This is a genomic window from Alteromonas sp. AWJ4_199 (genome assembly GCF_056159165.1).
Map to the genome: position 1 here is coordinate 849,194 of NZ_JBSWUR010000001.1, position 25,846 is coordinate 875,039.

Consider the following 25,846-nt stretch of genomic DNA (forward strand, 5'->3'; position numbering starts at 1 on the left):
CTACTGATTTGCTGGAGCAAACACAGACGCTGCCAAACTATTGGCGACTACCGTCGGCTTCCCTTCCACTTTTCCACAACCGCGTATTTGAAATACGTGGCAGTTGATATTACTTCCGCCTATTACATTGCTAGACCCGCGACAGGCCTGCTCGCGAATAAAAGCTGTTCTAGACCAGCTCTTTGATGATACTTCGGTTTGATATGTACCGTCGGTATCATGCATAGTGTTCCAACCAAGGCCCGCATTAGTTACGTAACGATCCGTCCATTCAGCCTCATCAAAGCAGCTCATTGTTTCTACTTCCGGGTCTAGAATCTTGCCCTGCCTTGCTTCAGACAACGGATCTGTCTTTGTAGGGTCAGTTAACAGTGATTCGTCTTCTGATTCAAAGAAAACGCCTGCAATACCGGCCTCAGCAGCATCGAACGCAAGACCGCTTTGCTGCATTGACACCGCCATTTTAGATTGAGATAAACTACTAGTCACAGCGCTAACACCGAGAATCGTAATTGAAAGCAATACTAACAGCGCAAATACCATAACCAAGCCATTCTGCTTCATATTGACCCCCGAACAAAATTTTTCATATTGCGTAACGCTAGCGTTTTTGAGAACACTTGATAATAGTGACCTGTATCCATGGTCTGAGAGCTTTCATTTAATAACGCAAATGTCTGTGGCGTTGACAGGCGCGCCTCATTTTCGTAGCTCTTAAGAAGCACAGCCCAACGCAATGAAACAACCTGTTGGTTTACATCTCTCAGCGCTTTAACTTGATCCGCAGTAACATAGATAACAGCCTGCCCGCTTGATGTATCAGTCCTTGTAGCCACGCCAAATTGCGTTTGAAAACTCTCAACATTGTCAAGGAGCGTAACTGACTTAGGTGATTCAGTTTGCCCTTTTAGACCGCGTAATACCCTGCCGTCATATCCGGTGCATTTAAGCTCGTTGTTCACCACATAATAATGGTTGACCACGTGGAATTCATCGCCAGCAGCATAACCGTGGGAGTTTCCTGTGCAATCTTCTAACGCCAAAAGACTAACCACCAAATCATCATCACCTCCCGAAGCAGCTTGAGTACTTCCCAAGGTTACCTCACCGACAAAGTCTCCAGGTACTGCGATAGGGTTGTTATTAACGAAAGCCGCTTCACTCACTGTGTCTATGGAGTCATCTATGGTAGCAGATACACTGTCATACCTTCCGACCTCGTAAAATTCAGCGGTTAACCGAGACATGATGTAGCGACCAGATTCTTGAACTTGGGCTACCGCTTGGTTGAATGTATTGGTTACGCTGCTACTGACTAAAACTTGGATAATAGCACCAGATATAATCAAGCCAAGTACGAGAGTGATCATAAGCTCGACTAGCGTAAACCCTTTACCTTTATTACATTTTTTAAATTGAGCATTCCTTCTCATAACGTAATGTCCTTAAATACACAGGCATTGCTGTCAGACGTGCTCTCATTACACCGGGCGTTCAAGGTGTACTTAGTATTACCGGAAGAAGTTACCGGCCAAGTAAGTAACACTTCAATGCGCGAGCCAGCACTGCAGCTGTAAATATCCGCGCCGTCATTGTCTTCACAGTTCACGACGACTCTGGTCTCAGGATTAGTTTGAACGGCGGAGCAAGACAACGCCCAGCCATCATAATTTGCGATTTGAGTCTCTGTACAGGTATTGCCTTCACAGTTCGGAATTGACGCTGGTCTCGTCAAACAGAAGCATTCATAAAGGTTGCCACTACAGCCAGAGAGCGTAGAAAAGTTGTAAGTATCGTCGTTAAAATAGGCATTATTCACAACCATACCATCGCTTGTGGTAGAGGGGCGCGCAGCTGCTCGCAAGCGCTCAGCAACTTGTGCAGCAACCATTTCCGCTTGCGTTCTACTAATGGCGTCTTTATTTGCGAATGAACCAGTAAACTGTAGTGCCGCAACGCCAAGTAAACCAATTGCAAGAATGAATAATGTTATGAGGACTTCAATAAGTCCAGCACCTCGCTGCTCTAGAAAGCGGTTTTCCTTAACTAGCATCATCGTAACTTTTGTATCCTCATTACTTAATGATTACCCATTTGCAGTTATTGGCAATTCCGCCAATTTTGTACTATCTATTTGATAGTACAATAAAGGCATAGAGCCTAGGGTATCCCTTGTTATTAAAACGTATAATTTAAATGAGAAGCGACATTGAATGTAAAAGCAGTCTGCGTACCTATGTTTCCTTGGTGCGCGATATTGTTGATTTCAACGGAACTTCCTTTTTACGTATTATTATGTATCCGTAAGCCTTTGAATTTAAGTAGACAAAAGCATAAAAAAACACCGCATTATTATGCGGTGCTTTTAACATATCAGCAAACTTTTTATAAAGCTAGACTACTTGTTTAACGCGTAACTCTTTAGGAACGGCAAATTCCACGTTCTCTTCGCGCCCAGCACGCTCAGAAGCTGAAACCGCGCCCCACGCTTTGAGCTTGTTTACCACCCCCTGCACTAAGACTTCAGGGGCAGATGCGCCTGCAGTAACGCCAATATGCTCTACACCTTCTAGCCACTCTCCTTGGATACAATTAGCGTCGGCAATCAAATAGGCTTTAGCGCCAATTTTTTCAGCCAATTCTCGAAGACGGTTCGAGTTTGAGCTATTCTGTGCACCAACAACCAACAGAACCTGACAGTCTTGTGATAAGTCGCGCACCGCGTCTTGGCGATTCTGCGTGGCATAGCAAATGTCGTCTTTTCTCGGGCCGTTTATGTTGGGGAACTTAGCGCGAAGTGCATCGATAACATCGGCGGTGTCATCAACAGATAACGTAGTTTGGCTGCAATAATAAAGGTTGGTCGCATCTTTAACTTCAAGCGTTGCCACGTCGGCTTCAGATTCAACTAAATAAATACCGCCCTCTTCATTGCTGTACTGACCCATGGTGCCCTCTACTTCAGGGTGACCAGCATGACCAATTAAGATGCATTCAGTGCCTGTTTTGCTGGCGCGGGTTACTTCCATATGTACTTTCGTAACTAAGGGACAGGTGGCGTCGAACACCTTTAGACCACGACTTTCAGCTTCTTTTCTTACCGCTTGCGATACGCCATGGGCAGAAAAAATCACAATGCTGTCGTCTGGCACTTCGTGAAGTTCATCCACAAACAGCGCACCGCGCTCGCGTAGCCCATCTACCACAAATTTATTGTGTACCACTTCGTGTCGCACATAAATTGGCGGTTCGAACATTTCTAGCGCACGCTCAACTATGGTAATAGCTCTGTCTACGCCCGCACAGAAGCCGCGAGGGTTAGCTAAATGAATTTGCATAACTAATTTCCACCTTGTGCTGAAGCGCCAGGTTTAACATCGATGATTTCTACATCAAAAATAACCGTCTGACCCGCTAACGGGTGATTGAAGTCGACGGTTACTGAATCGCCAGCAGCGCTTCGAATAATACCCGGAATTTCCGAACCATCTGGCTGCGAAAATGCTAGAATCATGCCTTCTTCTACTTGTAAGTCAGCACCAAAGCGACTTCTATCCATATAGTGAATATTGTTAGGATCTGACTGGCCAAACGCATCTTCAGGGCCTAATTTAAATGACTTTTTGTCACCTTTTTTAAGCCCAAGTAAACACGCTTCAAAATTCGGCGTAAGACTACCGTCACCCATCACCATTTTGGCAGGTTTGTTGTTTACACGAGTACTGTCAGCGGCAGAGCCATCTTCTAGCTTTAAATCAAAGTGAAGAATAACTTCGTTATCAGCACCAATTATCAATGAGTCTGTCATAACCTTTCCGAATACTACTTAATGGTTTCGCTATTGTCCGCGGCACTGGCTCGCGCGTCTGCACCGTTCCCTTCACTTTTTTTGTCGCCATTTTTAAACATGTCGATAATAAGTAAGGCTGCGCCTATAAATATTGCGCTGTCAGCAATGTTAAACGCTGGCCAGTGGTAATTGTTTACGTAAAAATCTAAAAAGTCGATGACATAACCATGGACTAAACGGTCGTAAACGTTACCTAGTGCACCACCTAGAATAAAGGCAAACGCAACGGGCAGCATTTTTTGCGAACGGGGTGACTGCTTCAGCCACCACAAAATCACTACACTTACTACAACAGCAATGGCAGTAAAGAACCAGCGCTGCCAGCCACCTGCATTTTCTAAAAAGCTAAATGCGGCGCCGTAATTGTGTACGTAAGTAAAGTTAAAAAACGGCAATACCTGTATCGACTGATACAGTGACATGCTGTCGATAACCGTGTACTTACTCCATTGGTCGAGGATAAACGCAATTGCGCTTATCCACAAAAAACGCAAGCCTGTTTCGCGAAAAAGCTTAAGCATAGTGGCGTTCTTCTCCATCACCATCAATGTTTGTCACACAGCGACCACAAAGCTCTTCGTGACCTTCATGTGAGCCTACATCTTCACGGTGATGCCAGCAGCGAACACACTTTTCACCGCTTGCTTTATTAACGCTTAGCCATAAACCTTCAACGTCTGTGGCTTTCGCGTCAGACGGAGCTTCGTCGACTTTGGTTAGCGAAACGCCCGACGTAATAAGCACGAAGCGAAGCTCGTCTTCTAGTTTAGCGAGTACGTTGTAAAGAGACTCGGTAGCATAAAGCGAAATGCTCGCTTCCAGTGAACCACCTAGTTCGCCATCTTTACGCGCCTGCTCCATCGCCTGGTTTGCCGCGTCTTTTACGCTTAGCACTTGATGCCATAGGGCATCATTAAACGTATCGCTTTGTGTAAAGTTATTAAACCCTTCATACCAAGTTTCAGTAAATACGAACTCGCTGCGTTCACCTGGTAGCGTTTCCCAGATTTCCTGTGCAGTAAAGCTGGTAATAGGCGCCATCCAGCGAACCAATGCTTCAATGATATGATACATGGCCGTTTGGCATGAACGACGGGCTAGCCCATCTGATTTTGCCGTGTACTGGCGGTCTTTAATCACGTCTAAATAGAATGAACCCAGTTCAATTGAACAGAAGTGCGTAAGCTTCTGTGACACTACCAGCAAGTCGTAGTTGTCATACGCTTCGATAAGCTCTTCTTGAAGTGCCTTGGCGCGAGCAACAATCCAGCGGTCGAGCGCGACCATATCGTCTTCTGCAACCGCATCTTCAACAGCGAAACCATTCAGGTTCGCAAGCAAGAAACGTGCGGTGTTACGTACGCGGCGATAGCCATCGGCAGCACGCTTTAAAATCTCATCCGATACAGCAATTTCACCGCGATAATCAGTAGATGCTACCCATAGACGAAGGATGTCTGCGCCTAATTTGTTAGTAACTTCCTGAGGCGCCACAACGTTACCTACCGACTTCGACATTTTTCTGCCGTGTGCATCTACCGTAAAGCCGTGTGTTAGCACTTCTTTATAAGGCGCGTGACCGTGCATGGCAGTTGATGACATAAGTGAAGACATAAACCAACCGCGATGCTGATCAGAACCTTCAAGATATAAATCGGCAGAGGCCGGAATATCGTCGCGACGGTCGACAACGAAGTAATGCGTTACGCCTGAGTCAAACCAAACGTCTAGGGTATCGGTCACTTTTTCATAGTTGTCTAATTCGCTACCAAGCAGGGCTGCATCATCGAGATCCCACCACGCTTGAATGCCTTTAGCTTCAACTTCTTGTGCCACTTTTTCCATCAATGCCGCAGACTCAGGATGAATTTCACCAGTAAGTTTGTGCACATACAATGGAATAGGCACGCCCCACGTACGTTGACGAGAAATACACCAGTCTGGACGACCTTCAACCATTTTCTCAATGCGGTTTTGACCCCAGTCTGGGATCCATTTGGTTTGCTTAATTTGTTCAAGTGATTCAGCGCGAAGGCCTTTTTTATCCATGCTTACAAACCACTGAGGCGTAGCGCGGAAAATGATTGGCGTTTTGTGGCGCCAGCAATGCGGGTAGCTGTGCTCGTATTTTACGTTTAGGACAAGGTTACCCTTCTCTTTAACCGTTTCGATAATTTCATCATTAGCTTTAAATACAAACTGACCAGCAAACAGCGGCGTATTTTCAAGGTACACCCCGTTGTTACCAACCGGATTGTACACTTCGATATCGTATTGCTTGCCCACGTTAAAGTCGTCAACACCATGGGCTGGCGCTGTGTGTACACAACCTGTACCAGACTCAGTCGTAACGTGGTCGCCTAGAATTAACGGAACTTCAAGGTCTAAGAATGGGTGATTAACGTTAAGCTTATCAAGCGCAGCACCAGTACAGGTTGCCACTTCGCGGAAATCCTCAACGCCGTAGCGGTTCATACAGCTTTCAAGCAGGTCCTGCGCAACCACTAGCCATTCATTTGAAGGCTGAACTTCGACAATTGCATAGGTAAGCTCAGGATGTAAGCTGATTGCACGGTTGGCCGGCAGTGTCCACGGCGTGGTTGTCCAAATTACAACACCCGCTTTGTGTGTGGTTAATTCATCTTCAGACACGCCAAACGCTTCTGCAATAGCCGCCACATCAGCCACTGGGAACTTAACGTCGATTGCCGGTGATACTTTGTCTTTGTATTCAACTTCTGCTTCAGCAAGTGCTGAACCACAATCTGTACACCAGTGAACAGGTTTGAAGCCCTTTTCTAAGTGACCAGAGTCTACAATTTTACTTAATGCACGAATGATGTCGGCTTCAGATTTGAAGTCCATCGTTTTGTATGGGTTATCCCATTCACCAAACACACCTAAGCGTTTAAAGTCAGCCATTTGGCCGTCAATTTGCTTTTGTGCGTATTCGCGACACTTCTGGCGAAATTCAGCCGCAGTAACTTTCTTACCTGGCTTACCAACTTTCTTTTCTACCATCAATTCAATCGGCAAACCGTGGCAGTCCCACCCAGGAACGTACGGAGAATCGAAGTCAGAAAGGTTTTTCGACTTTACAATAATATCTTTAAGAATTTTGTTAACCGCGTGACCAATGTGAATATCGCCATTCGCATAAGGAGGACCATCGTGAAGAATAAATGGCTTTTTGCCTTTTTTCGCTTCACGAATTTTGCTGTATACCCCTTTTTCCTGCCAGTCTTTAAGCATTTTCGGCTCGCGCTGAGCAAGGTTACCGCGCATAGGAAACGCAGTTTCTGGAAGGTTCAGTGTGGCTTTGTAATCACTCATAAAATTGTATTATCCGGTTACCTTAATTTTCACCCAATGCACTAACACATTGTGAAGGCGATATTCATTTTGCGATGTTCAAATTAAAACGCTGAATGTAAAAGGTTCAACGTAAAACTGTGTGTCGTTCTTACTAGCGCAAGGCTGACGTTATATGTTCTAGCACAGTGACTTACTAACGCGTTACGCGAACAAGGATCCACGTTAAAAAAATCGAGTTCAATAAAACTGATACGCGCAAAAACTTTTCGTGACTTTATCACGTTTAACTATGCTAATAACAGACGCGCTTGTGCTGCATCTGCTTGAATTTGATCTTTCAACGCCTCAAAAGAATCAAATTTAATTTCATCTCTTATTTTTGCCATCGGAAACACCGTAATGGGCTTGCCGTAAAGGTCAGATGACAAATCAAAAATATGGACTTCTAACTGGTTTCTTACCCCGTTAACAGTAGGACGGGTACCAATGTTCGCAACGCCGTTATAGTGTTTTCCATCTACGTCGACACGAACTGCGAACACGCCGTGAATGGGCGTTTTTTGGCGTTTTAGCATGACATTCGCGGTGGGGAAACCAATGGTGCGACCTTTTTTCTCGCCGTGAACCACCCTGCCGTGAATAGCAAACGGGCGCCCTAGCATTTCGGTAGACAGACCAAAGTCGCTGTCAGCCAACGCTTCTCGCACCGCGGTAGAGCTTATTCGATGGGCATGCATGGTAAAACTGTGGGTGCTTACTACTTCGAAACCGTATTGGCGACCTGCCGCCTCAAGCATTTCGAAATCCCCTTTACGGCCATTGCCAAAACGGAAATCGTCGCCAACAACAAGAAATTTAACACCCAATTTGTCCACCAGTAAATCGTGGACGAAGGTGTCGGCACTTTGTTTTGCAAACTCAGCGTTAAAACGCACAGCAAGCAGTCTGTCGACACCTTGTTGACGCAGCAATTCGTACTTTTCACGAAGAGGACTAATACGCGCTGGCGCCTTATCAGGCATAAAAACTTCTTCAGGCTGCGGTTCAAACACCATCACGGTGGCAGGAAGTGATAGCGATTTCGCTTTTTCAAGCACATTAGCTAGCACAGCTTGATGACCACGGTGTACACCATCGAACTTACCGATAGTGAGCACACACCCTTTGTGATGAGGTTTTACATTGTTTAGCCCGCGGATAAATTCCACTGTTAGCCACTACCTTTTAACTGCTAGAAATTCAAAGCTCGCGATTATAGCCGACCACGAGCACAATACCAAGCGCGTGCACATTCCCGCTCAGCGTCCTTTCACTACCTTTAAAATTTACTCGCCACCGCTTCTGAAATGCCTAGGGCGCATGCCCAATACTACCATGATGGTCACGAACAGTATGACCGACAGCGAAATGGTTATTCCTACTTCTAACATTTGGGCGGAAAGCGATAAATCAAAGAAAGCTAAGCCTTGATCTCGGTAATAAATAAGCCCGCCCATAGCTGCACTTGCAATTACCACCCGCGCTATAAACAGAACCGACGTGCGGCTAAGCGCAAACACTCCTTGACGATGCAGCGTTATGTAGAGCAAAGCGGCGTTGAGCGTCGCAGACATGCTAGTTGCAATAGCTAATCCTACATAACCAAAAGGTATAGCTAGGACTACGTTAAACACCATATTAGCGACCATACACCAGATGCCAAATTTCACCGGCGTTTTGGTGTCTTGGCGAGAGTAAAAACCTGGCGCAAGAATTTTAACCAGCATAAAGCTAAGCAAGCCAAACGAGTACGCGGTAAGCGAATAAGAGGCCATAATAGCCGTTTCAGCAGTAAAGGCTCCGCGTTGGAAGATAACAGTTAAAATAGGTCTTGCCATTACGCCGAGCCCTACTGCAGCAGGAATGCCCAATAAACACACCATACGAAACGCCCAATCGATATTCGCGGCAAACGCTTTGGGGTTGTTACTTACGTGATTTCTAGACAAGGTAGGTAGAATTACCGTTGCGATGGCGATACCAAACAACCCTAGGGGAAATTCAAGCAGCCTGTCAGAATAGTACAACCAGCTTATTGAACCGGTCACTAAAAAGCTGGCGATAAAGGTATCAAACAGCAAATTGATTTGCCCTACTGACACACCGAACAAGGCAGGGATCATCAGGGTGCGTACTTTTACCACGTTTTCATCATGCCAGCCCCACTTTGGCTTTACTAGAAGCCCAGCCCTGAACAAAAACGGTAGTTGAAACAAGAGCTGTACAATACCGCCGATAAACACGCCCCACGCTAGAGCATATGCGGGCTGCTCCAGCGTAGGAGCTAAGTATATTGCGCATGCAATAATGCATACATTAAGTAAAACCGGAGTGAAAGCGGCAACCGCAAACTTATTGAGCGTATTGAGTATCGCCCCGGCCAACCCAGTCAAAGAGATAAACGCTAAATAAGGAAAGGTAATTTTTAACATGGTCGAGGCGAGCACAAACTTATCTCCCGCCTCGTCTCCTTCCAGCCACGCCACGAACCACCCTGTTCCGAATAAAGCGGCCAAAACAGGAGATGCTATTACTCCTATAATAGAAACCACAAAAACAATAGCGCCTAATGTACCGCTGACTTTTGCAACGAACTCTCTAAGCTGCTTTTTATCGTCGTTCTCGTGCACTTCGGTTAATACCGGAATAAACGCTTGCGCAAATGCGCCTTCAGCGAATAGACGACGAAGAAAATTAGGAATTTTGTTAGCAAAGAAAAATACGTCAGCGGCTGCCCCATCGCCCATGAGCTTGGCAACAACAACATCACGCACCAGGCCTAATACTCGCGAGACTAGGGTCATAATACTGACGATAAGACCAGATTTTATTAACTTCCGTGACACGTCACACTTCCAATAAGAGATAAAGAATAGACTGAATAGCAAACGCTTTTTATAAGTAACTAAAGACGTCTACAAGGCGTAAAGAGGCAACAACAGGTTGCGAGCGAGCCATAATAGCGAAAGCCTATGGTCTACGAAACGATTTATTCAAAATAGTTGTGCACCTTTATGAACTTTCTTGCTATAATCCGCGCCCGATATGGGGTGCTGTTGTTTATGCATGTCTATCGCTTAAATGTCTTGAAAGAATATCATTATGAATCTCTTTCAAAAAATGTCGCAGAGAAATGTCGCAAAGAATGTGCAACGTGTTGAGCATACTTTGTGTTCAATAGCTTGCGCGTTTTAATGCGGAATGATTTAAGTTTTAAATCGTTTGACATTTGGGCGTTTGGTAGGCACAATCCGCACCCTCGTTTTTGACATGAATTTATTTTGGGAGTTACACCTTGGCTAACATTAAGTCTGCTAAGAAGCGTGCAATCCAAGCCGAAAAGCGTCGTCAGCACAACGCTAGCCGTCGTTCAATGACTCGTACAAGCATCAAGAAAGTTATCGCTGCAATTGCAAGTGGTGACAAAGAAGCGGCACAAGCTGCACTTACTGCTGCTACTCCAGTACTTGACAGAATGGCTACTAAAGGCTTGATTCACAAGAACAAAGCTGCTCGTCATAAGAGCCGTCTAGCTGCACAAATCAAAGCACTAGGTTAATCTTTACGATTAGTAGTTAAAAAAGCGCCCTTTGGCGCTTTTTTTGTATCTGTTCAACGTATATTTATTGTTTCCGAATAAGCCTAGACTTACAAGTATAAAGCCCGCCATTAGACGAGCTCTAACTAGCTGAAAAGTATTTGCGGTGTGTTCAAACTCTAGCTATACGCTTATCAACTCATCTTCCTTATTGAGCTTGCCGGTGCAATACGCATGATCCAGTGAAGGATGGCCCAAGGCCAGCTTGGCACAAAGGCGTTCGCCTTCTCTTTATTAATTGCGTTCACCATCGCCCGACAGCCTACCTCGGTATCAACAATAAAAGGTACCTTCTCTACTTTTTCGTTTATTTCGCTGCGGATGAAACCCGGGTGAATGCAGGTGACCTTAATTGGCGTATTCATTACATCCATTCGAATGCCTTCGGTCATAGACGTAAGCCCTGCTTTCGTTGCCGCATATACGGTCATAGCACGTCTAAAGCCGCGCACCGCACTTATAGATGAAATCGTTACTAGATGACCACTATTTTGCGCCCTGAAGATGGCCAGTGCCGCCTCGCATTGCGCTAGCGCCGACACAAAGTTAGTCACCGCCGTTTGCTTGTTAGCGTGAAAATACCCAGTACCAATAGACGCGCCCTTGCCCATTCCTGCGTTCACAATGACTCTATCAAGGGTCCCCATGTCGGCTTTGAATGCGTCGAACACTTCAAAAACCGCATCGTGATCATTGACATCTAGCGAGCGAATATACACATCAATGTTTGGGTTGATTGAGAGTAACTCTTCTTTTAATTTTTCTAAGTTCTCAAAGCGTCTTGCACATAGCGCTAAGTTACACCCCTGCTTGGCAAATTCAATCGCCATTCCCTTGCCTAAGCCGGAACTCGCGCCCGTGATCAGAATATTGCGTCTTGTTGTCATTATCGTTTTCCTGATGCTTTTATGGCCTTATTGCAGCGCCACATTAAGTAATGAATGAAGATCCAAAAGTTTTTAAAAGCTGGATTATTGGTTTGCTTGTGGTGATAGCGATAGTAAATTTGCTGGGCAATACCGGCTAAACGGAAAAGTCCGTAAACCTCATAGAAAGCAAAATCTTCTACATCTATCTCCATTTCTTTGCAGTAATACGCCACAACTTGTTTACGAGTGAGCATTCCCGGTAGGTGAGTTGGCTGACGACGCGTTGATTGCGCTAAAAAGTCATCATCAGCTTGCACCCAATACGCCAAGGTATTGCCTAAGTCCATAAGCGGGTCACCTAAGGTGGCTAGCTCCCAATCTAACACACCGATAATTTGCGTATAATTATCTGGCTTTAACACCACGTTGTCGAACCGGAAGTCGTTGTGCGTTATACAAATGCGTTCATTCGCAGGCATGTTGTTCTCTAGCCAGCGCATAATTTTTTTACCCGAGGGTACATTCCAGGTTTTCGCTTTACTATAACGCTCACTCCACCCGCTAATTTGCCGCTCTATGTACCCAGCACCTTTCCCCAAGTGCTCAAGCCCCGCTTTTTTATAATCCACTTTATGAAGTTCAATTAAACTATCGAGTACATTAGTGCAAAGCTGCTTGGTTTGCTGCTCTGTTGTCTCTAGACCTCTGGGTAAGTTCTTTCGGGGTATCACACCAGTAAACTTTTCCATTACGTAGAACTCAGTGCCTAATACGCTTTCATCTTCACAAAGCCCAAGCATTTCTGGCACATACCGGTACACAGGCTTTAGCGCGTGCTGTAATCGATACTCTCGCCCCATATCGTGAGCCCCTTTGGCTTTTGTACCTGCTGGTGCCCTACGCAAAATTAATGACGCTTGTTCGCTCTGGTTTTGTTTACTGCCTTGATAGTCCAAGCAGTACGTCCAATTAGAAGCGCCCCCAGAATACTGGGTGACTTTAGGCAAAGCCTCGCTGCTTTGTATAACCGCTGCCAAGGTTGGATTAGATACATTAATATGTTCTTTAAGCCAATTGTGTACAGCGCCGACGTCTAGCTCTTCCCCTGCTCGCACGCTATCCGCTTTATCTACTACCTGTTGTTGCATATATCGTTCTTCTTTATTTTTGTACTAAACGCTTATTCAAACCTAGTTATTGGTAAGCATTTATTCGAAACTAATTTTGTCATTCGCAACTCATCACCTAACTCATACTAGCGAGTGGTAATAAGGTTTCTGGCTATAAGGCGCTAACAAAAAGCCTATTTTTATTCTTTAATTGTGCTTTTCCATTGCTCGTTTCATCGTTTTAGTTTGATTGAGCATATTGCTTATATAGCGCTGCGTGGGTAACAGCTTTTTCAATAAGAACGCACGTTTGCCTAACTTGTGAGTGAGAATAAGGAACTTCCTTTGACTGACTTGTTGATATATTGACTCTGCCACTTCTTCTTTGGTCATGTCTGCCTTAGCGAAAAATTTGTTGATCATCTTATGCGAGGCAGGATTACTACTTCGCATCGACTCATCTAAATTTGTTTTGAAGAAGCTAGGGCAAACCACACTAACGTTTATATTGTCTGGTGCTAGTTCCAACTTCATAGTTTCAGAAAACGACACGACTGCGGCTTTAACTGCGTTGTAACTTCCCATATAAGGAATAGGCGTTAGCCCTGCTTGCGAAGCAACATTAATAAAGTAACCACTGCCTTGCTTTCGCATTAACGGTAATAGCGCACGACTTACTCTTACCATGCCTAACACGTTAATATCGAATACCCACTGCCACTGATCGATAGTTTCGTCTAAAAGACTCCCCCCCGTAGCGACCCCAGCGTTATTAAACACATAGTCAACGCTGCCCCATCGAGTTTCGATAGTTTGCGCTAGCGCTTTAACGTCATTGTCAGAGGTTATATCGCAGTGAACATAAAACGCATTTGCACCTTGTGCAGAAAGCATATCTACCGTTTCAACACCCCGTTCTTGATTAATATCGGCAATGCAAATATTTATATTTTTATCGTTGTTTATCCATTTTTCCGCCCACTTAAGAGCAATGGCTTGACCTAAGCCGGTAGCGCCACCGGTAATCAATATGCGCATGGTGTATTTCCTACTTATTATTATTTCACGAGTATTTTGGGGGTAGCTTTGACTGCTATTCTGGCATTCCGTTTTGCCCACAGAGCTAATAATGCGGGCCCGATGTACATTGCTATGCCGTACACGCCGGGAGCGATGGCGTAGTCAGGCGCTTGTAAAAAGGTAATGCATACCAGCATGGCAAGCGCTGCGTTTTGCACGCCTATTTCGATGGCCAGCGTGAGCGAGTCTTTAAATACTAGGTTTGAAAGCTTAGCAAGCCCGAGGCCTAACAATACCGATAATAAATTTAACGTTAAACATATCAAAAACGCGCTTTCAAAGGACGCGGCTAAATTATTTCTTTCAGAAACCAGAACGCCGACAATCATAAGCAACATGAAATACATAGAAAACTGCCGAAAAAAGCTCTCTGTTTTCTTGGCAAACACCAGATAAAATCGACGAATTGTCATGCCAATAACGACCGGTAGAATCGACACGCCGACGAGCCCTATAACGGTTTGGATAATAGAAAATTCTGGCGCGTTTTCTTTTACAAAGTGATCAATCGCAAATTGGATAATAAACGGCGTGGTAAATACACAAGCAATAGTAGAAATAGCGGTTAGGCTAACTGAAAGGGCTAGGTTGGCTTTTGCAATATGGCTGATTAAATTACTGGTAGTACCGCCAGGGCATGCAGCCAAAACCATTACGCCAACAGCAATATAGTCGGGCACCCCAAACGCAATACATAAACCTAAAGCTAGCAAAGGCAACAAGATAATTTGACCTATAAAGCCGGTTACGACCGCCTTAGGCGCTTTAATCAATCGGGCAAAGTCAGCAAGGGTTAGGGTTAGCCCCATGCCAAACATCACAAATGCCAACGCTAGAGGTAACAACACCTCGGTAAGTACAGATGCCTGCATGCACACGCCCCTTACAAAAGAAACCTTTTATTAACATTTAACACAGTGTACTCTGTTCAACAATAAATAGAAATGATGCCTTATTATGGAAACCCATAAATAATATGCATGGAAAAATAGATTTTAATTTGTTCGTGGTGCTACGTGCAGTCTATGAGCACGGCAGCATTACTAGAGCCGCCAATGCGCTGCATATTACTCAGCCTGCGGTAAGTCATGCGCTCAGTAGGCTACGAGAAAAATTTGATGATCCGCTATTTATTCGTCATGGGCGACAAGTCGTGCCTACCCCGTTCTGCCAAGGCATCATTACATCGGTCGTGACATCAATTGAAACCCTTGAAAATACTTTAAAAGGCAAGGTGGAGTTCGACATAGGTGATAAACCACGTACGGTTAACCTTGGGCTGCGCGATATTCTAGAATCTATATTTTTTCCGACGTTAATTCCTGAACTTGTTCTAAACACCCCCAATATCACGGTAAATAGTAGACAGGTAACTTGGCCCGAACTAGCGCCTGCTCTTTCTAACAAAGAAATTGATATCGTAATTGATGCTCTTGTTCCCACCAGCAGTGAGATACGTTCTCAGTTTATCTGCGAGGAAACCTTTGTGGTAGTATGCGCACCAACAAATAGCTACCTAGACAATCCCAGTATTGAGCACTACTCAGCGGCACAGCATGCGCTCGTGTCTTTGAAAGATTCCAAGCTGGACACTGTTGATCTCGCCCTTGCCCAACACAATTTACATCGAAAAATATCCCTTCAATGTGAGCACTACTTTGCCGCTGTTAATGTGGTGAGTCAGTGCGACCTTTTGCTGACAATGCCAACGCGATTTGCTCAACAATTCAGTAATAAATTCGATATTGAAATCTTGCCCCTTCCGTTTGAGGTACCGCCACTCCCCGTACACATGTACTGGCATAAAAATGCCGATGATGATTTAGTCAATATATGGATGCGAGAGAAGCTTTCAGAAGTGGCGAATAAGTTGGGGCTATAGAAAAGCGCTTGCGTTTCTGTAACACAATGGTCAAGCAAGCGTCACGGTAGTGTCAATTTGCGGGCCTATAGTGACGGTCCAAGGCATCGCTTTGGGAAACCGCTATGAAAAAGACACACTATCGTACGCTTTGGCTTTCAGATATCCATTTGGGAAATCGCGACTGCAAAGCTGAATACTTACTTTCCTTTCTGGATAGCATCACCGTAGACACCTTGTATTTGGTGGGCGACATTGTTGATATGTGGCAAATGACTAAACAATTTCGCTGGCCAAAAGCGCACAATCAAGTCATGCATAAATTCATGCAAATGAGCCAGGAAGGCACGCGTGTTGTGTACTTACCAGGAAACCATGACGAACCAATCCAGTCTTATTCTGGTATGGCCTTTGGCGATATTGAAATAGAGCGAGAGTTGGTACACACCACCGCACAAGGGAAGCGCTATTTAGTCTTACATGGCGATCAGTTCGATGGCGATGTAACCATGGGTAAATTCCATGCTTGGATTGGCGATAAAGGCTACGACCTATTGCTTTTTTTAAATCGCGAGTTTAACCGGTTGAGGGCGTGGCGAAAACGTGAATACTGGTCACTGGCTGGCTACATTAAAAAGCACATTAAAGGAGCAAATGAAGCCATTGCTCGATATCGCGAAGCATGCTGCAAGCGCGCCGATGAAATGGGACTTGATGGTGTAGTGTGTGGTCATATTCATCACCCTGAAAGTAGTTTTGAAAACGGCATTCACTATATTAATGATGGCGACTGGATAGAGAACTGTAGCGCTCTCGCTGAAGACATGTATGGTAATTTATCTCTTATTCATTACCTCGATTCACTAGAATCAGCTACGGTAACTTCAATCACAACCAAAACCTCTCGGTCAAAAGCTGCGTAGTTACTGCTACTTTTCAGGGGGGCTTACAGGCCCCCTGTTACTGCTTTTGTTTAACGCTTCTAGGCGAAATAAACTTGTCGAGCCAGCATCAATAACATCTTTTTAACACTGTCAAATAACTGCCATCAAACTGTGTAAAAAGCGTCACATTGTCCTGCTATTGTTCGCCAAAACCGAAAGAGAAACAGGTTCTATGTTTACTGTAAACGACGTACTGAACAAGCATTACCCTCAAGTAGCGAACAATCCTATTCTGTTTAAATCGCTGTCTTTCGTATTAAGACACCTTCTTCACGAACGTGAAATTACCGAGTTTGGTGAAACCTACCCGCACTATGAAGACATTGATTTTGTAGAACAAGTGTTGGAGTACTTCAATATCAGCTACTCCACCCGTGATGTGGAAAAAGAACGTATTCCAAGCGAAGGCAAAGTGGTAATTATCGCGAACCACCCTATTGGCTCTCTCGATGCCCTTGCGCTAATTAAACTAGTTAGTGAAGTGCGGCACGACTTAAAAGTAGTGGCCAATGAAATGCTCATGGCTATCGAGCCTCTTCACGATATGTTGCTACCAGTAAATAATATGCAGGGTGGTACACCGAAGCAGCATTTATCGGCTATCCAAAAACACCTCAAAAGCGACGGTGCCATATTGATTTTCCCTGCCGGTGAAGTCTCTAGATTACGCCCGCAAGGTGTTCGCGACACGCGTTGGCACACAGGCTTTTTGCGTATTGCAAAGCAAGCTAAAGCGCCGATATTACCGGTTTATATTGACGCTAAAAATAGCCCCCTTTTTTACAGCGTGTCTATGGTATACAAACCACTCGCCACTGCTCTGCTGGTTAAAGAAATGTTCAAACAGCGCAAAAAGCACTTACCTATGCGCATTGGCGAACTTATTCCTTTTGAAGCGTACCAGCAAACCAATATTCCGCTAAAAGAGCAGGTAAAGCTGTTTAAGCGCCACCTATATCGCATTGGCAGCAACAAGAAAGGCGTATTTGAAACGCAGGCGTCTATTGCTATGCCCGAAGACAGAAAAGAGCTCGCCCGCGCTATTCGAGAATGTGAGCATCTCGGAGAAACGGGTGATGGAAAGTCTATCTACCTGTATCAGCACAAAAGCTGCTCGCCAATTATGCGTGAGATAGGCCGCTTGCGAGAAGTCGCATTTCGCGCCGTGGGAGAAGGCACCAATAAACGTAGAGATATTGATCAATACGACTCTTATTATTATCACCTTGTGCTATGGGACGACAGCGACTTGGAAATTGTAGGCGCCTATCGCTTTGGTGATGCAGAACTTTTGACCACAGAAGACCACCCTACCGGGCTCTACTCTGCTACCTTGTTTAACTATGGTAAGAACAATGAAAAACTATTTAAGCAAGGCTTAGAGTTAGGACGAAGCTTTGTTCAGCCTCGCTACTGGGGCAAACGCAGTTTAGATTACTTGTGGTTTGGTATTGGCGCATTTTTAAGTCGTTATCCCAAATATCGTTATCTATTTGGTGCAGTGTCACTTAGTAATGCCTATCCAGAACCTGCTAAAGACCTATTGGTACAATTTTACTCCACGTATTTTCCTGCGAAGTTTGGCGAAGCGACTTGCAAGCGACCTTATCAAATGGCGAACGACGCGTTGCATCAATTTACAGGTAACGATTACAAAGCCGAATTTACCGAGCTAAAGGATTTATTGGCTAATATGGGCGTTAACGTGCCTACGCTTTATAAGCAATACTCTGAACTGTCCAAAGACGGTGGTGTGGCGTTCCTTGGATTCAATGTCGACCCAGATTTTAACGACTGTATTGATGGCTTGGTAGTGGTTGATATGCAAAGCCTTACCGAGAAGAAACGCAAACGCTATTTAACTGACATTCAGCTTAAAGCCACTGCCTAATGTTTTAGGAAAGAACACGTCTTTTATAAAGCCTACGCAAAAGCTAAAAAGGGAGCGCCTAATTGACGCTCCCTTTTCATTTTTACTAGAAATATCAAATGTAATTATCGACCGCCAATATTTTTAAGAATATCCGTATAGATATCTTCAAGTGTAAGTAAATCCGATAAGTGAATGTGTTCGTTTACCTGATGGATAGTGGTGTTGGGCACACCGACTTCGACAACCTGTGTGTGCTCACTTGAGAAGAAGCGCCCATCTGACGTGCCGCCGGACGTACTAACTACAGGATAACGACCTGTGGCGGCTTTAATGGCTTTCTCAACGCAAGCTATTAGGCAACACTCTGCATTACTATTAGGCTTGCTTAAGTATGCTTCACAGGGCCTTGAAAAGCTGACTTCGGCTTCTACATCAACGGTATTGATGATATTGCGTAGTAAAGCAGATAAGCGCTCTTGATCAAACTGCCACGAGTATCTTACGTTAAACTCTATACGAACAGCACTAGGCACTATGTTATCGGTGAAGCTTCCTGTATCCATATGTGTTATTTGAAGCGTGGTGCCAGGAAAGTCATCACTTCCTGTATCAAATGGATGTTGAGTTAGTGCATTAACCACTCTACTAGCTTTGTGAATAGCGTTTACCGCTGTCTTTGGGTAGGCCACATGGCCTTGCTTTCCTGCAATATGGATAGTGCCTGAAAGTGAGCCTCTGCGACCAATCTTTATCGTATCGCCAGTTTTAGAAGATGCCGAAGGTTCGCCTACTAGGCACATATCAAGCTGTACATTTTTAGATGCTAAATATTCGGCTATCCATTTAGAGCCCCACTCCGCTTCCCCCTCTTCATCACTGGTGATTAGCCACCAGAAAGACATTTTATCAGGTTCTAAAGAGGCAATAGTTCGCTCTGTCGCTGCTAGCATAGCTGCAATGCCCGTTTTCATGTCGGCAGCACCGCGTCCGTAAAGTTTATTTTTACTTATAACCGGGCTGAAAGGGGGAGATTTCCACTTATCGAGAGGGCCAGGAGGCACGACATCTGTATGGCCGCTAAATGCTAAGTGAACAGGCCCTTGACCCCATCTGGCGATGAGGTTCTTGACCCCATTAATCTTATGCTTTTCACATGAAAAACCAAGCTTTTCAAGCTTATAGATTAGGTAGCTTTGACAACCCGCATCTATTGGAGTGATAGACTCTCTAGCCATTAAAACTTCGGCAAAGTGAATACTGCGCGCCGGCGCTAAAGAAGGTAAAGGCTGAATTGACATTCATGTACCCCAATTTAGAAACATGGGTCTATTACACAAATTTAAAGTGACACACTAATAACAGATTTGCGACAAAGTCATGACAACAAAGCCAAGGCTTTTTAGGCGTGAATGGTAGCAAATGAGAATACTGCAGGCATATGGAAGTTTCGGCCGGACTCCCTAATATTTGTCTATAGCTCCACACATTGTTATAAATAGGCCACAACTTATAAGAAGGCAGTACTGTGTTAAAAATAATTGTTTTAATACCCCTTATCTTGTCATTACTTTGGTTTGGTTATTTGCAAGCCAATAAATATACTCTTGAACAAGGCAAGCAGGGGTTTCTTTACATATTCGTGCTATCCGGAGTTATTGCCGCGTTTTATACACTCATGCTGTTTTTAACGAATTAGCTCTTTTTTGCCATAAAGTCTATCTCTTCGCACTAACCCTATACAGCCTGAGAGATTAGCAAGTAGATTTACCGCAGCATTGATTACGCCGCAGCACTAATTAAATAACCATTAGCCAAAAAGTTAGGCGATAAAAAAAGCCAGCTTTTATTAGAAGCTGGCTTTTTACTATTTCTTATTGTTGCCACCCTACCATCGAGTGGGTGAAGTTGCTTACAATGACTCTGAAATAGTCACGTCAGCATTTGCGCGAAGCGCATCGATATACTGCTGGTAAACGCGTTGACCTTGTACTTGAGCAAGACGCTGTTTCAGGCTTTCACCTAGCTCGTTTTCAAGTTCAGGAGCAGCATTTACGCCTTCTAGCATTACAACTGCAACATCGCCGTTAACTGTTGTTGCTACGTCAACTTTATCTTCACCTTCAAGACCCAGTGAGAAAAGCGTGTCAACCAATGCACGAGCCAGTGTACCACCTGATCTTGGCACCGCTGCAGCCGTTTCCCAAGCTACAGATTTTTCTGCTAGTTCGCTTTCAACATTTTCTTCTGCGCGTACTTTTTGTGCGATGTCAAAGGCCCAAGCTTCTGCAGCTTCTTTCGCTTTTTCCGCTTTTACTGATGCTTCAATTCCCTCGCGAACTTCATCTAGCGACTGAGTGCGTTGTGGTTGATGTTCGATAACACGTGCAACAATTACCGTCTCGTCATCAAGTTCAACGATGTCGCTGTTAAGGCCTTCTTCAACTAACTCTGATGAGAAAGCAACATCCAGCAAGCCGGGGAAGCTTAGTTCCGCAGGCGTCGTATTTCGGCTGAAAAGCACAGACTCTTGTATAGGTAGATCTACAGCATTAGCTGCATCTTCAAGCGTATCTGGCACCTCAAACGCAATTTCAGCTAAGGTATTTTGAAGCTCAAAATACTTCTCCATTGCCGCATCGTAAAGAAGGGTATCGCGAATTTCGCTAGCCACTTCATCGAATGATTTTACTTGCGCTTCTTTTAAATCTGTTAGCTTAATGATGTGAAAGCCAAACTCGGTCTCAACAACGTCAGATACATCACCGACGTTTTCTAAAGCAAACGCAGCTTCATCGAACGCTGGGTCCATCATTTCAGGTGTAATGAAGTCTAGGTCACCGCCGTTCTCAGCTGAGAATGTATCGTCAGAGTTTTCTTCAGCGAGCACTGCAAAGTCGGCACCGTTATCAAGCTCAGTTTTCAATGACTCTGCTTTTGCTTTCGCAGCGTCTTGGTCATCACCTGCTTCGATAAGGATGTGTGAAACTCGGCGTTCCTCTTCAGTTCCATAGCTTCCCAGATTATTGTCGTAATAAGTACGTACTGCTTCTTCATCGACAGAAACGCGACCTTTTAGGTCTTCAACGCTTAGTTTTACATAAGCCAGTTTCACCTGCTCTTCAGTATCGAAAGAGGCAATATTGTTATTGTAGAAAGCTTCTACATCAGCGTCCGTAACGTCGATAGAACCGGCAAATTCGTCAGAGCTTACTAATATGTATTTCGCATCACGAGTCTGACGTTGAAGGGCATTAGCCTGCTGCACTTCGCCATCTAGAGAAAATGAAGAATTCGTTAACGCTGCAGCCAATTGATTCTGAGTCATCTGCGTTCTTAGGTAGTCGCGAAAGTCTGCAACTTGAAAACCATTTTGACGGAGAATAGCTTGGAAACGCTCGTTATCAAACTGACCACCAAACTGAAACTCAGGCATTTGCACTATCGTTTCACGAATTTGTTCATCGCTTACGCGCAAGCCCATATCGGTAGCTTGTTGCTGAATCAGTTTTTCAGCAATAAGTCTGTCCAGTACATTTTTTCTAAAATCTGCGAGATATTGTTCGCTAGAGAAAAGCTGCGCGATGCTTTCGCCGTACTGTGATTCCATTTGTGCACGCTGGTTTTGGTATGCACGTTCTAGTTCTTGTGCCGAAATTTCTTCGCCGTTAACAGTTGCTACTGCTGTAGTACCTGATGATGTTAGGTAACTACCTACACCTGCGAATACGAAACTTAAAACGATAAGCGCAATAATCGCCATCGCCCAAGGGCCTTGAGAACCTTCTCTGATTCTTTCTAGCATGATTGTTCTTCAACTCCGTTGCTTACTACAATTACCCTAAACCATCACCTGCTCGCGGTGACGAGGTAAATTACGCGCTGATTATAACCCAATGCAGCCGAATATAAACGCCAAAACACACTATTTGTGCTGTCTTTCGTTAAGTTAAGACGTTTCACTGACATGAATGAAAATTGGCATGCCTAAAGGGGAAATTCTTACTCTTGAAATATTGGGGTCAGAGTCGTTACTCTGACCCCATTATTGAATACTTTGCTTTAGAAATAAAAAAGGCGATGGACTAGCCATCGCCTTTTTCTATAATTTTTTGCTTAGTTACAAGCGTCTTTCAGTGCTTTACCAGCTTTGAAAGAAGGAACTTTCGCCGCTGAAATCTGAATAGTCTCACCAGTTTGTGGGTTGCGGCCACTGCGAGCTGAGCGTTCGCGAACTGAGAAAGTACCAAAGCCTACTAGTGCAACTTGGTCGCCGTCTTTAAGCGCCGCAGTTACTGAGTCAGTGAATGCGTCAAGAGCGCGGCCAGCAGCTGCTTTAGAAATGTCTGCACCAGCAGCGATTTGGTCGATAAGTTGAGACTTGTTCACAATTAGATCCCCTTCGATTGTTATTATACTGTTGTCCAAAACGATTTTGCTTGAACGTTATAGCAAGCTTGATCGTTAACATCAAGCTTCAGTCACAAATAATTAACTTTTAAATGAACCGCTGCAATCCCTTTTGTGGCAAGGCTTCAAGCGATAACCACTTAAAGGTAACACAACTTTTACGACATGAAAGCCCTATTTTTAAAAAAAATGTGGTTTTCTTTCGTTTTGTGCGCATAATTTAGTCAATTATTGCATTTTTATAGAAAAAACAAGGTCGCACGCCTTTAAAAATAAAGGTATGCAGCTAAACGCGTAAGTTACTTTTTAACCACTTCGAAACTTTCAACAGGTTCCTGAAGCGCAATATCAAGAACATCATCAATCCATTTAACCGGGTGAATTGATAAATCTTTCTTCACATTGTCTGGAATTTCTTCCAAATCACGCTCGTTATCCTTTGGGATAACCACGGTTTTGATGCCGCCACGGTGTGCTGCAAGTAACTTTTCTTTTAGACCACCAATAGCCAGTACTTCACCACGAAGAGTAATCTCGCCTGTCATGGCAACATCACACTTCACAGGGTTACCGGTTAGTGAAGATACTAATGCGGTACACATTGCAATACCTGCGCTTGGGCCATCTTTTGGTGTTGCACCTTCGGGAACGTGCACATGAATATCACGCTTCTCATAAAAGTCATCATTAATGCGAAGCTTTTCAGCGCGACTTCTTACCACTGTCATCGCCGCCTTGATAGACTCTTGCATAACATCGCCTAGAGAACCGGTCGAAGTCATTTTACCTTTGCCAGGGACAGACGTGGTTTCGATGGTCAGTAAGTCACCACCTACTTGTGTCCACGCTAAACCAGTAACCTGACCGATTTGGTTGTCTTTGTCGGCTTTGCCATAGTCAAAGCGCTGAACACCAAGATAGTCTTTAAGATTATCTTGAGTAACAACCACCTTATCTTTGCTTTTCGTAAGTAAGATATCTTTAACCGCTTTACGGCATACCTTAGACACTTCGCGCTCTAAGCTTCTAACACCCGCTTCACGCGTGTAGTAACGAATCATGCCAATAACAGCAGAATCTGTAATCTCAAGCTCTTTTGCTTTAAGGCCATTGCGCTCCATTTGCTTACCAATCAAATGGTTCTTCGCAATGTTAAGCTTTTCGTCTTCGGTATAACCAGACAGTCGAATTACTTCCATACGGTCAAGCAAAGGACCAGGGATATTCATACTGTTAGAGGTTGCGACGAACATAACGTCAGATAGATCGTAATCAACTTCTAAATAATGGTCGCTAAAGCTGTTGTTCTGCTCAGGGTCAAGCACCTCTAGCAAGGCTGACGCTGGGTCTCCTCGCATGTCTGATGACATCTTATCTATTTCATCAAGCAAGAATAGTGGGTTTTTAACCCCGACTTTCGCCATTTTTTGAACGAGTTTACCCGGCAGTGAGCCTATGTACGTACGACGGTGACCACGTATCTCGGCCTCGTCTCGCACGCCGCCCAAGGCCATACGGACATATTTACGTCCCGTCGCTTTAGCGACAGACTGGCCAAGCGAGGTTTTACCTACACCAGGAGGCCCCACAAGACATAGAATTGGGCCTTTAAGCTTTTTAACACGCTGCTGAACCGCTAGGTATTCAAGAATACGTTCTTTTACCTTTTCTAGGCCGTAATGGTCTTCGTTAAGCACATCTTCAGCCCGTGAAAGATCTTTCTTCACCGGCGAGCGCTTATTCCAAGGAACACTAGTAAGCCAATCAATGTAGCTTCGAAGAACAGTAGCTTCTGCTGACATCGGTGACATCATTTTTAACTTTTGAAGTTCAGCTTTCGCCTTATCTTCTGCCTCTTTCGGCATTTTCGCGTCGGCAATCTTTTTAGATAGTGCCTCGAACTCATCGGGCGCATCGTCTAACTCGCCCAATTCTTTTTGAATGGCTTTCATTTGCTCATTCAAATAATATTCGCGCTGGCTTTTTTCCATTTGCTTTTTAACGCGGGTGCGAATTTTCTTTTCCACCTGCAGCAAATCAATTTCGCCTTCCATCAGTGCCATCAAATACTCAAGGCGCTCATTAACACCCTGCATTTCTAGCACTTTTTGCTTTTCAGTAAGTTTTAGAGGCATGTGCGCAGCCATGGTATCTGCCAGACGCGCCGCATCTTCAATCCCATTAAGTGAAGTCAGTACTTCTGGCGGGATTTTCTTATTCAGTTTCACATAGCCTTCAAACTGTGAGACTGCAGAGCGAATCAAGACTTCTTGCTCACTCTCATCAATACCTTCATCTTCTAACTTATCAACGTTAGCGACAAAGAAAGGCTCTGATTGTTTATAGCTTTCGATTTCACCACGTACGCTACCCTCTACAAGTACCTTTACCGTACCGTCAGGAAGCTTTAAAAGCTGTAGAATAGTAGCAATGGTACCTACAGTGTAAATGTCATCTGCTTCAGGCTCATCAACGCCCGCGTCTTTTTGTGCTACTAGAAAAATTTGTTTGTCATTATCCATTGCCGCTTCTAGGCAACGGATTGATTTCTCACGCCCAACAAATAGGGGTATGACCATATGCGGGTAAACAACCACGTCCCGCAAGGCAAGCACAGGAATTTCAATGCGATTTTCACGCTCAACTGTCATACTTGTTCTCAATTAGTTTGAAATGTCATTTTTATATGGGGATGCAAGAGCAAAGTTCAATCGAAACTTATTAAAGTGTGTTAATTCCTTAACCTTACCTTCCCTGCTCTAGGGCCAGTCGACCTTAATATAACCATTATCGATTTTGCACCGAATGGCAACACAAAACTAAAAATTCTAGTAGAAAGGATAGCTTTACTGCTTGCATTCGCTTAAATATCAACCACCTTCGATATTACTTCATCAGTTG

Annotated in this window: 21 protein-coding genes; 4 read left to right on the plus strand and 17 right to left on the minus strand. The window is 44.4% G+C overall.

Annotated features, from left to right (window positions below; translation table 11 throughout):
- The 9 genes from ACXAER_RS03755 to murJ all read right to left on the minus strand — a co-directional run bounded on the left by ACXAER_RS03755 (position 1) and on the right by murJ (position 10,050).
- Entirely contained in the window at positions 1 to 564 is a 564-nt protein-coding gene (locus ACXAER_RS03755) for a pilus assembly PilX family protein (protein ID WP_474826694.1), read from the minus strand.
- Positions 561 to 1,433, minus strand: coding sequence for a PilW family protein (locus ACXAER_RS03760; protein WP_474826696.1), 873 nt, complete (start codon positions 1,431 to 1,433; stop codon positions 561 to 563). The genes ACXAER_RS03755 and ACXAER_RS03760 overlap by 4 nt, the downstream gene beginning before the upstream one ends.
- Positions 1,430 to 2,053, minus strand: coding sequence for a type IV pilus modification protein PilV (pilV, locus tag ACXAER_RS03765; protein WP_474830494.1), 624 nt, complete (start codon positions 2,051 to 2,053; stop codon positions 1,430 to 1,432). Before pilV ends, ACXAER_RS03760 begins: the two co-directional genes overlap by 4 nt.
- A gap of 340 nt (positions 2,054 to 2,393) precedes the next feature.
- A complete protein-coding gene (ispH, locus tag ACXAER_RS03770; protein ID WP_474826698.1) occupies positions 2,394 to 3,338 on the minus strand; it encodes a 4-hydroxy-3-methylbut-2-enyl diphosphate reductase in 945 nt (314 codons plus the stop codon).
- Between the two features lie 2 nt (positions 3,339 to 3,340).
- Entirely contained in the window at positions 3,341 to 3,808 is a 468-nt protein-coding gene (gene fkpB, locus ACXAER_RS03775; protein WP_474826700.1) for an FKBP-type peptidyl-prolyl cis-trans isomerase, read from the minus strand.
- Between the two features lie 14 nt (positions 3,809 to 3,822).
- A complete protein-coding gene (lspA, locus tag ACXAER_RS03780) occupies positions 3,823 to 4,371 on the minus strand; it encodes a signal peptidase II (RefSeq protein ID WP_014977012.1) in 549 nt (182 codons plus the stop codon).
- The gene (ileS, locus tag ACXAER_RS03785; protein ID WP_474826702.1) at positions 4,364 to 7,183 is read right to left on the minus strand and encodes an isoleucine--tRNA ligase; all 2,820 of its coding nucleotides are present in this window, start codon (positions 7,181 to 7,183) and stop codon (positions 4,364 to 4,366) included. The genes lspA and ileS overlap by 8 nt, the downstream gene beginning before the upstream one ends.
- A gap of 269 nt (positions 7,184 to 7,452) precedes the next feature.
- Positions 7,453 to 8,373, minus strand: a complete 921-nt coding sequence (gene ribF, locus ACXAER_RS03790) for a bifunctional riboflavin kinase/FAD synthetase (RefSeq protein ID WP_014950132.1) — start codon at positions 8,371 to 8,373, stop codon at positions 7,453 to 7,455.
- Between the two features lie 117 nt (positions 8,374 to 8,490).
- Positions 8,491 to 10,050 carry a murein biosynthesis integral membrane protein MurJ gene (murJ, locus tag ACXAER_RS03795; protein ID WP_474826705.1) on the minus strand — a complete coding sequence of 520 codons (1,560 nt, stop codon included), beginning with the start codon at positions 10,048 to 10,050 and terminating at the stop codon, positions 8,491 to 8,493.
- A gap of 449 nt (positions 10,051 to 10,499) precedes the next feature.
- On the opposite strand from murJ, the gene rpsT reads away from it, so the two are divergent.
- Positions 10,500 to 10,763 (plus strand): 30S ribosomal protein S20, encoded by a 264-nt coding sequence (rpsT, locus tag ACXAER_RS03800; RefSeq protein WP_014950134.1) that lies wholly within the window; start codon positions 10,500 to 10,502, stop codon positions 10,761 to 10,763.
- A gap of 173 nt (positions 10,764 to 10,936) precedes the next feature.
- Here the strand turns inward: rpsT and ACXAER_RS03805 are convergent, their stop codons facing one another.
- The 4 genes from ACXAER_RS03805 to ACXAER_RS03820 form a co-directional block, all read right to left on the minus strand.
- Positions 10,937 to 11,689 carry an SDR family oxidoreductase gene (locus ACXAER_RS03805; RefSeq protein ID WP_474826707.1) on the minus strand — a complete coding sequence of 251 codons (753 nt, stop codon included), beginning with the start codon at positions 11,687 to 11,689 and terminating at the stop codon, positions 10,937 to 10,939.
- Positions 11,689 to 12,819 (minus strand): phosphotransferase family protein, encoded by a 1,131-nt coding sequence (locus ACXAER_RS03810; protein WP_474826709.1) that lies wholly within the window; start codon positions 12,817 to 12,819, stop codon positions 11,689 to 11,691. The genes ACXAER_RS03805 and ACXAER_RS03810 overlap by 1 nt, the downstream gene beginning before the upstream one ends.
- Positions 12,820 to 12,987: 168 nt before the next feature.
- Positions 12,988 to 13,818 carry an SDR family oxidoreductase gene (locus ACXAER_RS03815; RefSeq protein WP_474826711.1) on the minus strand — a complete coding sequence of 277 codons (831 nt, stop codon included), beginning with the start codon at positions 13,816 to 13,818 and terminating at the stop codon, positions 12,988 to 12,990.
- Between the two features lie 20 nt (positions 13,819 to 13,838).
- Positions 13,839 to 14,732 (minus strand): bile acid:sodium symporter family protein, encoded by an 894-nt coding sequence (locus ACXAER_RS03820; RefSeq protein WP_474826712.1) that lies wholly within the window; start codon positions 14,730 to 14,732, stop codon positions 13,839 to 13,841.
- Between the two features lie 104 nt (positions 14,733 to 14,836).
- On the opposite strand from ACXAER_RS03820, the gene ACXAER_RS03825 reads away from it, so the two are divergent.
- From ACXAER_RS03825 to olsF, 3 genes are all read left to right on the plus strand, one after another.
- Positions 14,837 to 15,742, plus strand: coding sequence for a LysR family transcriptional regulator (locus ACXAER_RS03825; protein ID WP_474826714.1), 906 nt, complete (start codon positions 14,837 to 14,839; stop codon positions 15,740 to 15,742).
- 104 nt (positions 15,743 to 15,846) lie between these two features.
- Complete coding sequence (locus ACXAER_RS03830; RefSeq protein WP_474826717.1) at positions 15,847 to 16,644, plus strand: UDP-2,3-diacylglucosamine diphosphatase; 798 nt, start codon at positions 15,847 to 15,849, stop codon at positions 16,642 to 16,644.
- A gap of 193 nt (positions 16,645 to 16,837) precedes the next feature.
- Complete coding sequence (olsF, locus tag ACXAER_RS03835; RefSeq protein ID WP_474826719.1) at positions 16,838 to 18,556, plus strand: bifunctional ornithine lipid synthase OlsF; 1,719 nt, start codon at positions 16,838 to 16,840, stop codon at positions 18,554 to 18,556.
- A 104-nt stretch (positions 18,557 to 18,660) separates the two neighbouring features.
- On the opposite strand, the gene dapE is transcribed toward olsF, so the two are convergent.
- From dapE to lon, 4 genes are all read right to left on the minus strand, one after another.
- Complete coding sequence (gene dapE, locus ACXAER_RS03840; protein ID WP_474826721.1) at positions 18,661 to 19,836, minus strand: succinyl-diaminopimelate desuccinylase; 1,176 nt, start codon at positions 19,834 to 19,836, stop codon at positions 18,661 to 18,663.
- 611 nt (positions 19,837 to 20,447) lie between these two features.
- The gene (locus tag ACXAER_RS03845; RefSeq protein ID WP_474826723.1) at positions 20,448 to 22,340 is read right to left on the minus strand and encodes a SurA N-terminal domain-containing protein; all 1,893 of its coding nucleotides are present in this window, start codon (positions 22,338 to 22,340) and stop codon (positions 20,448 to 20,450) included.
- Between the two features lie 311 nt (positions 22,341 to 22,651).
- The gene (gene hupB / locus ACXAER_RS03850) at positions 22,652 to 22,924 is read right to left on the minus strand and encodes a nucleoid-associated protein HU-beta (protein ID WP_012518978.1); all 273 of its coding nucleotides are present in this window, start codon (positions 22,922 to 22,924) and stop codon (positions 22,652 to 22,654) included.
- A gap of 320 nt (positions 22,925 to 23,244) precedes the next feature.
- Complete coding sequence (gene lon / locus ACXAER_RS03855; protein WP_474826725.1) at positions 23,245 to 25,596, minus strand: endopeptidase La; 2,352 nt, start codon at positions 25,594 to 25,596, stop codon at positions 23,245 to 23,247.
- Positions 25,597 to 25,846: the final 250 nt, after the last annotated feature.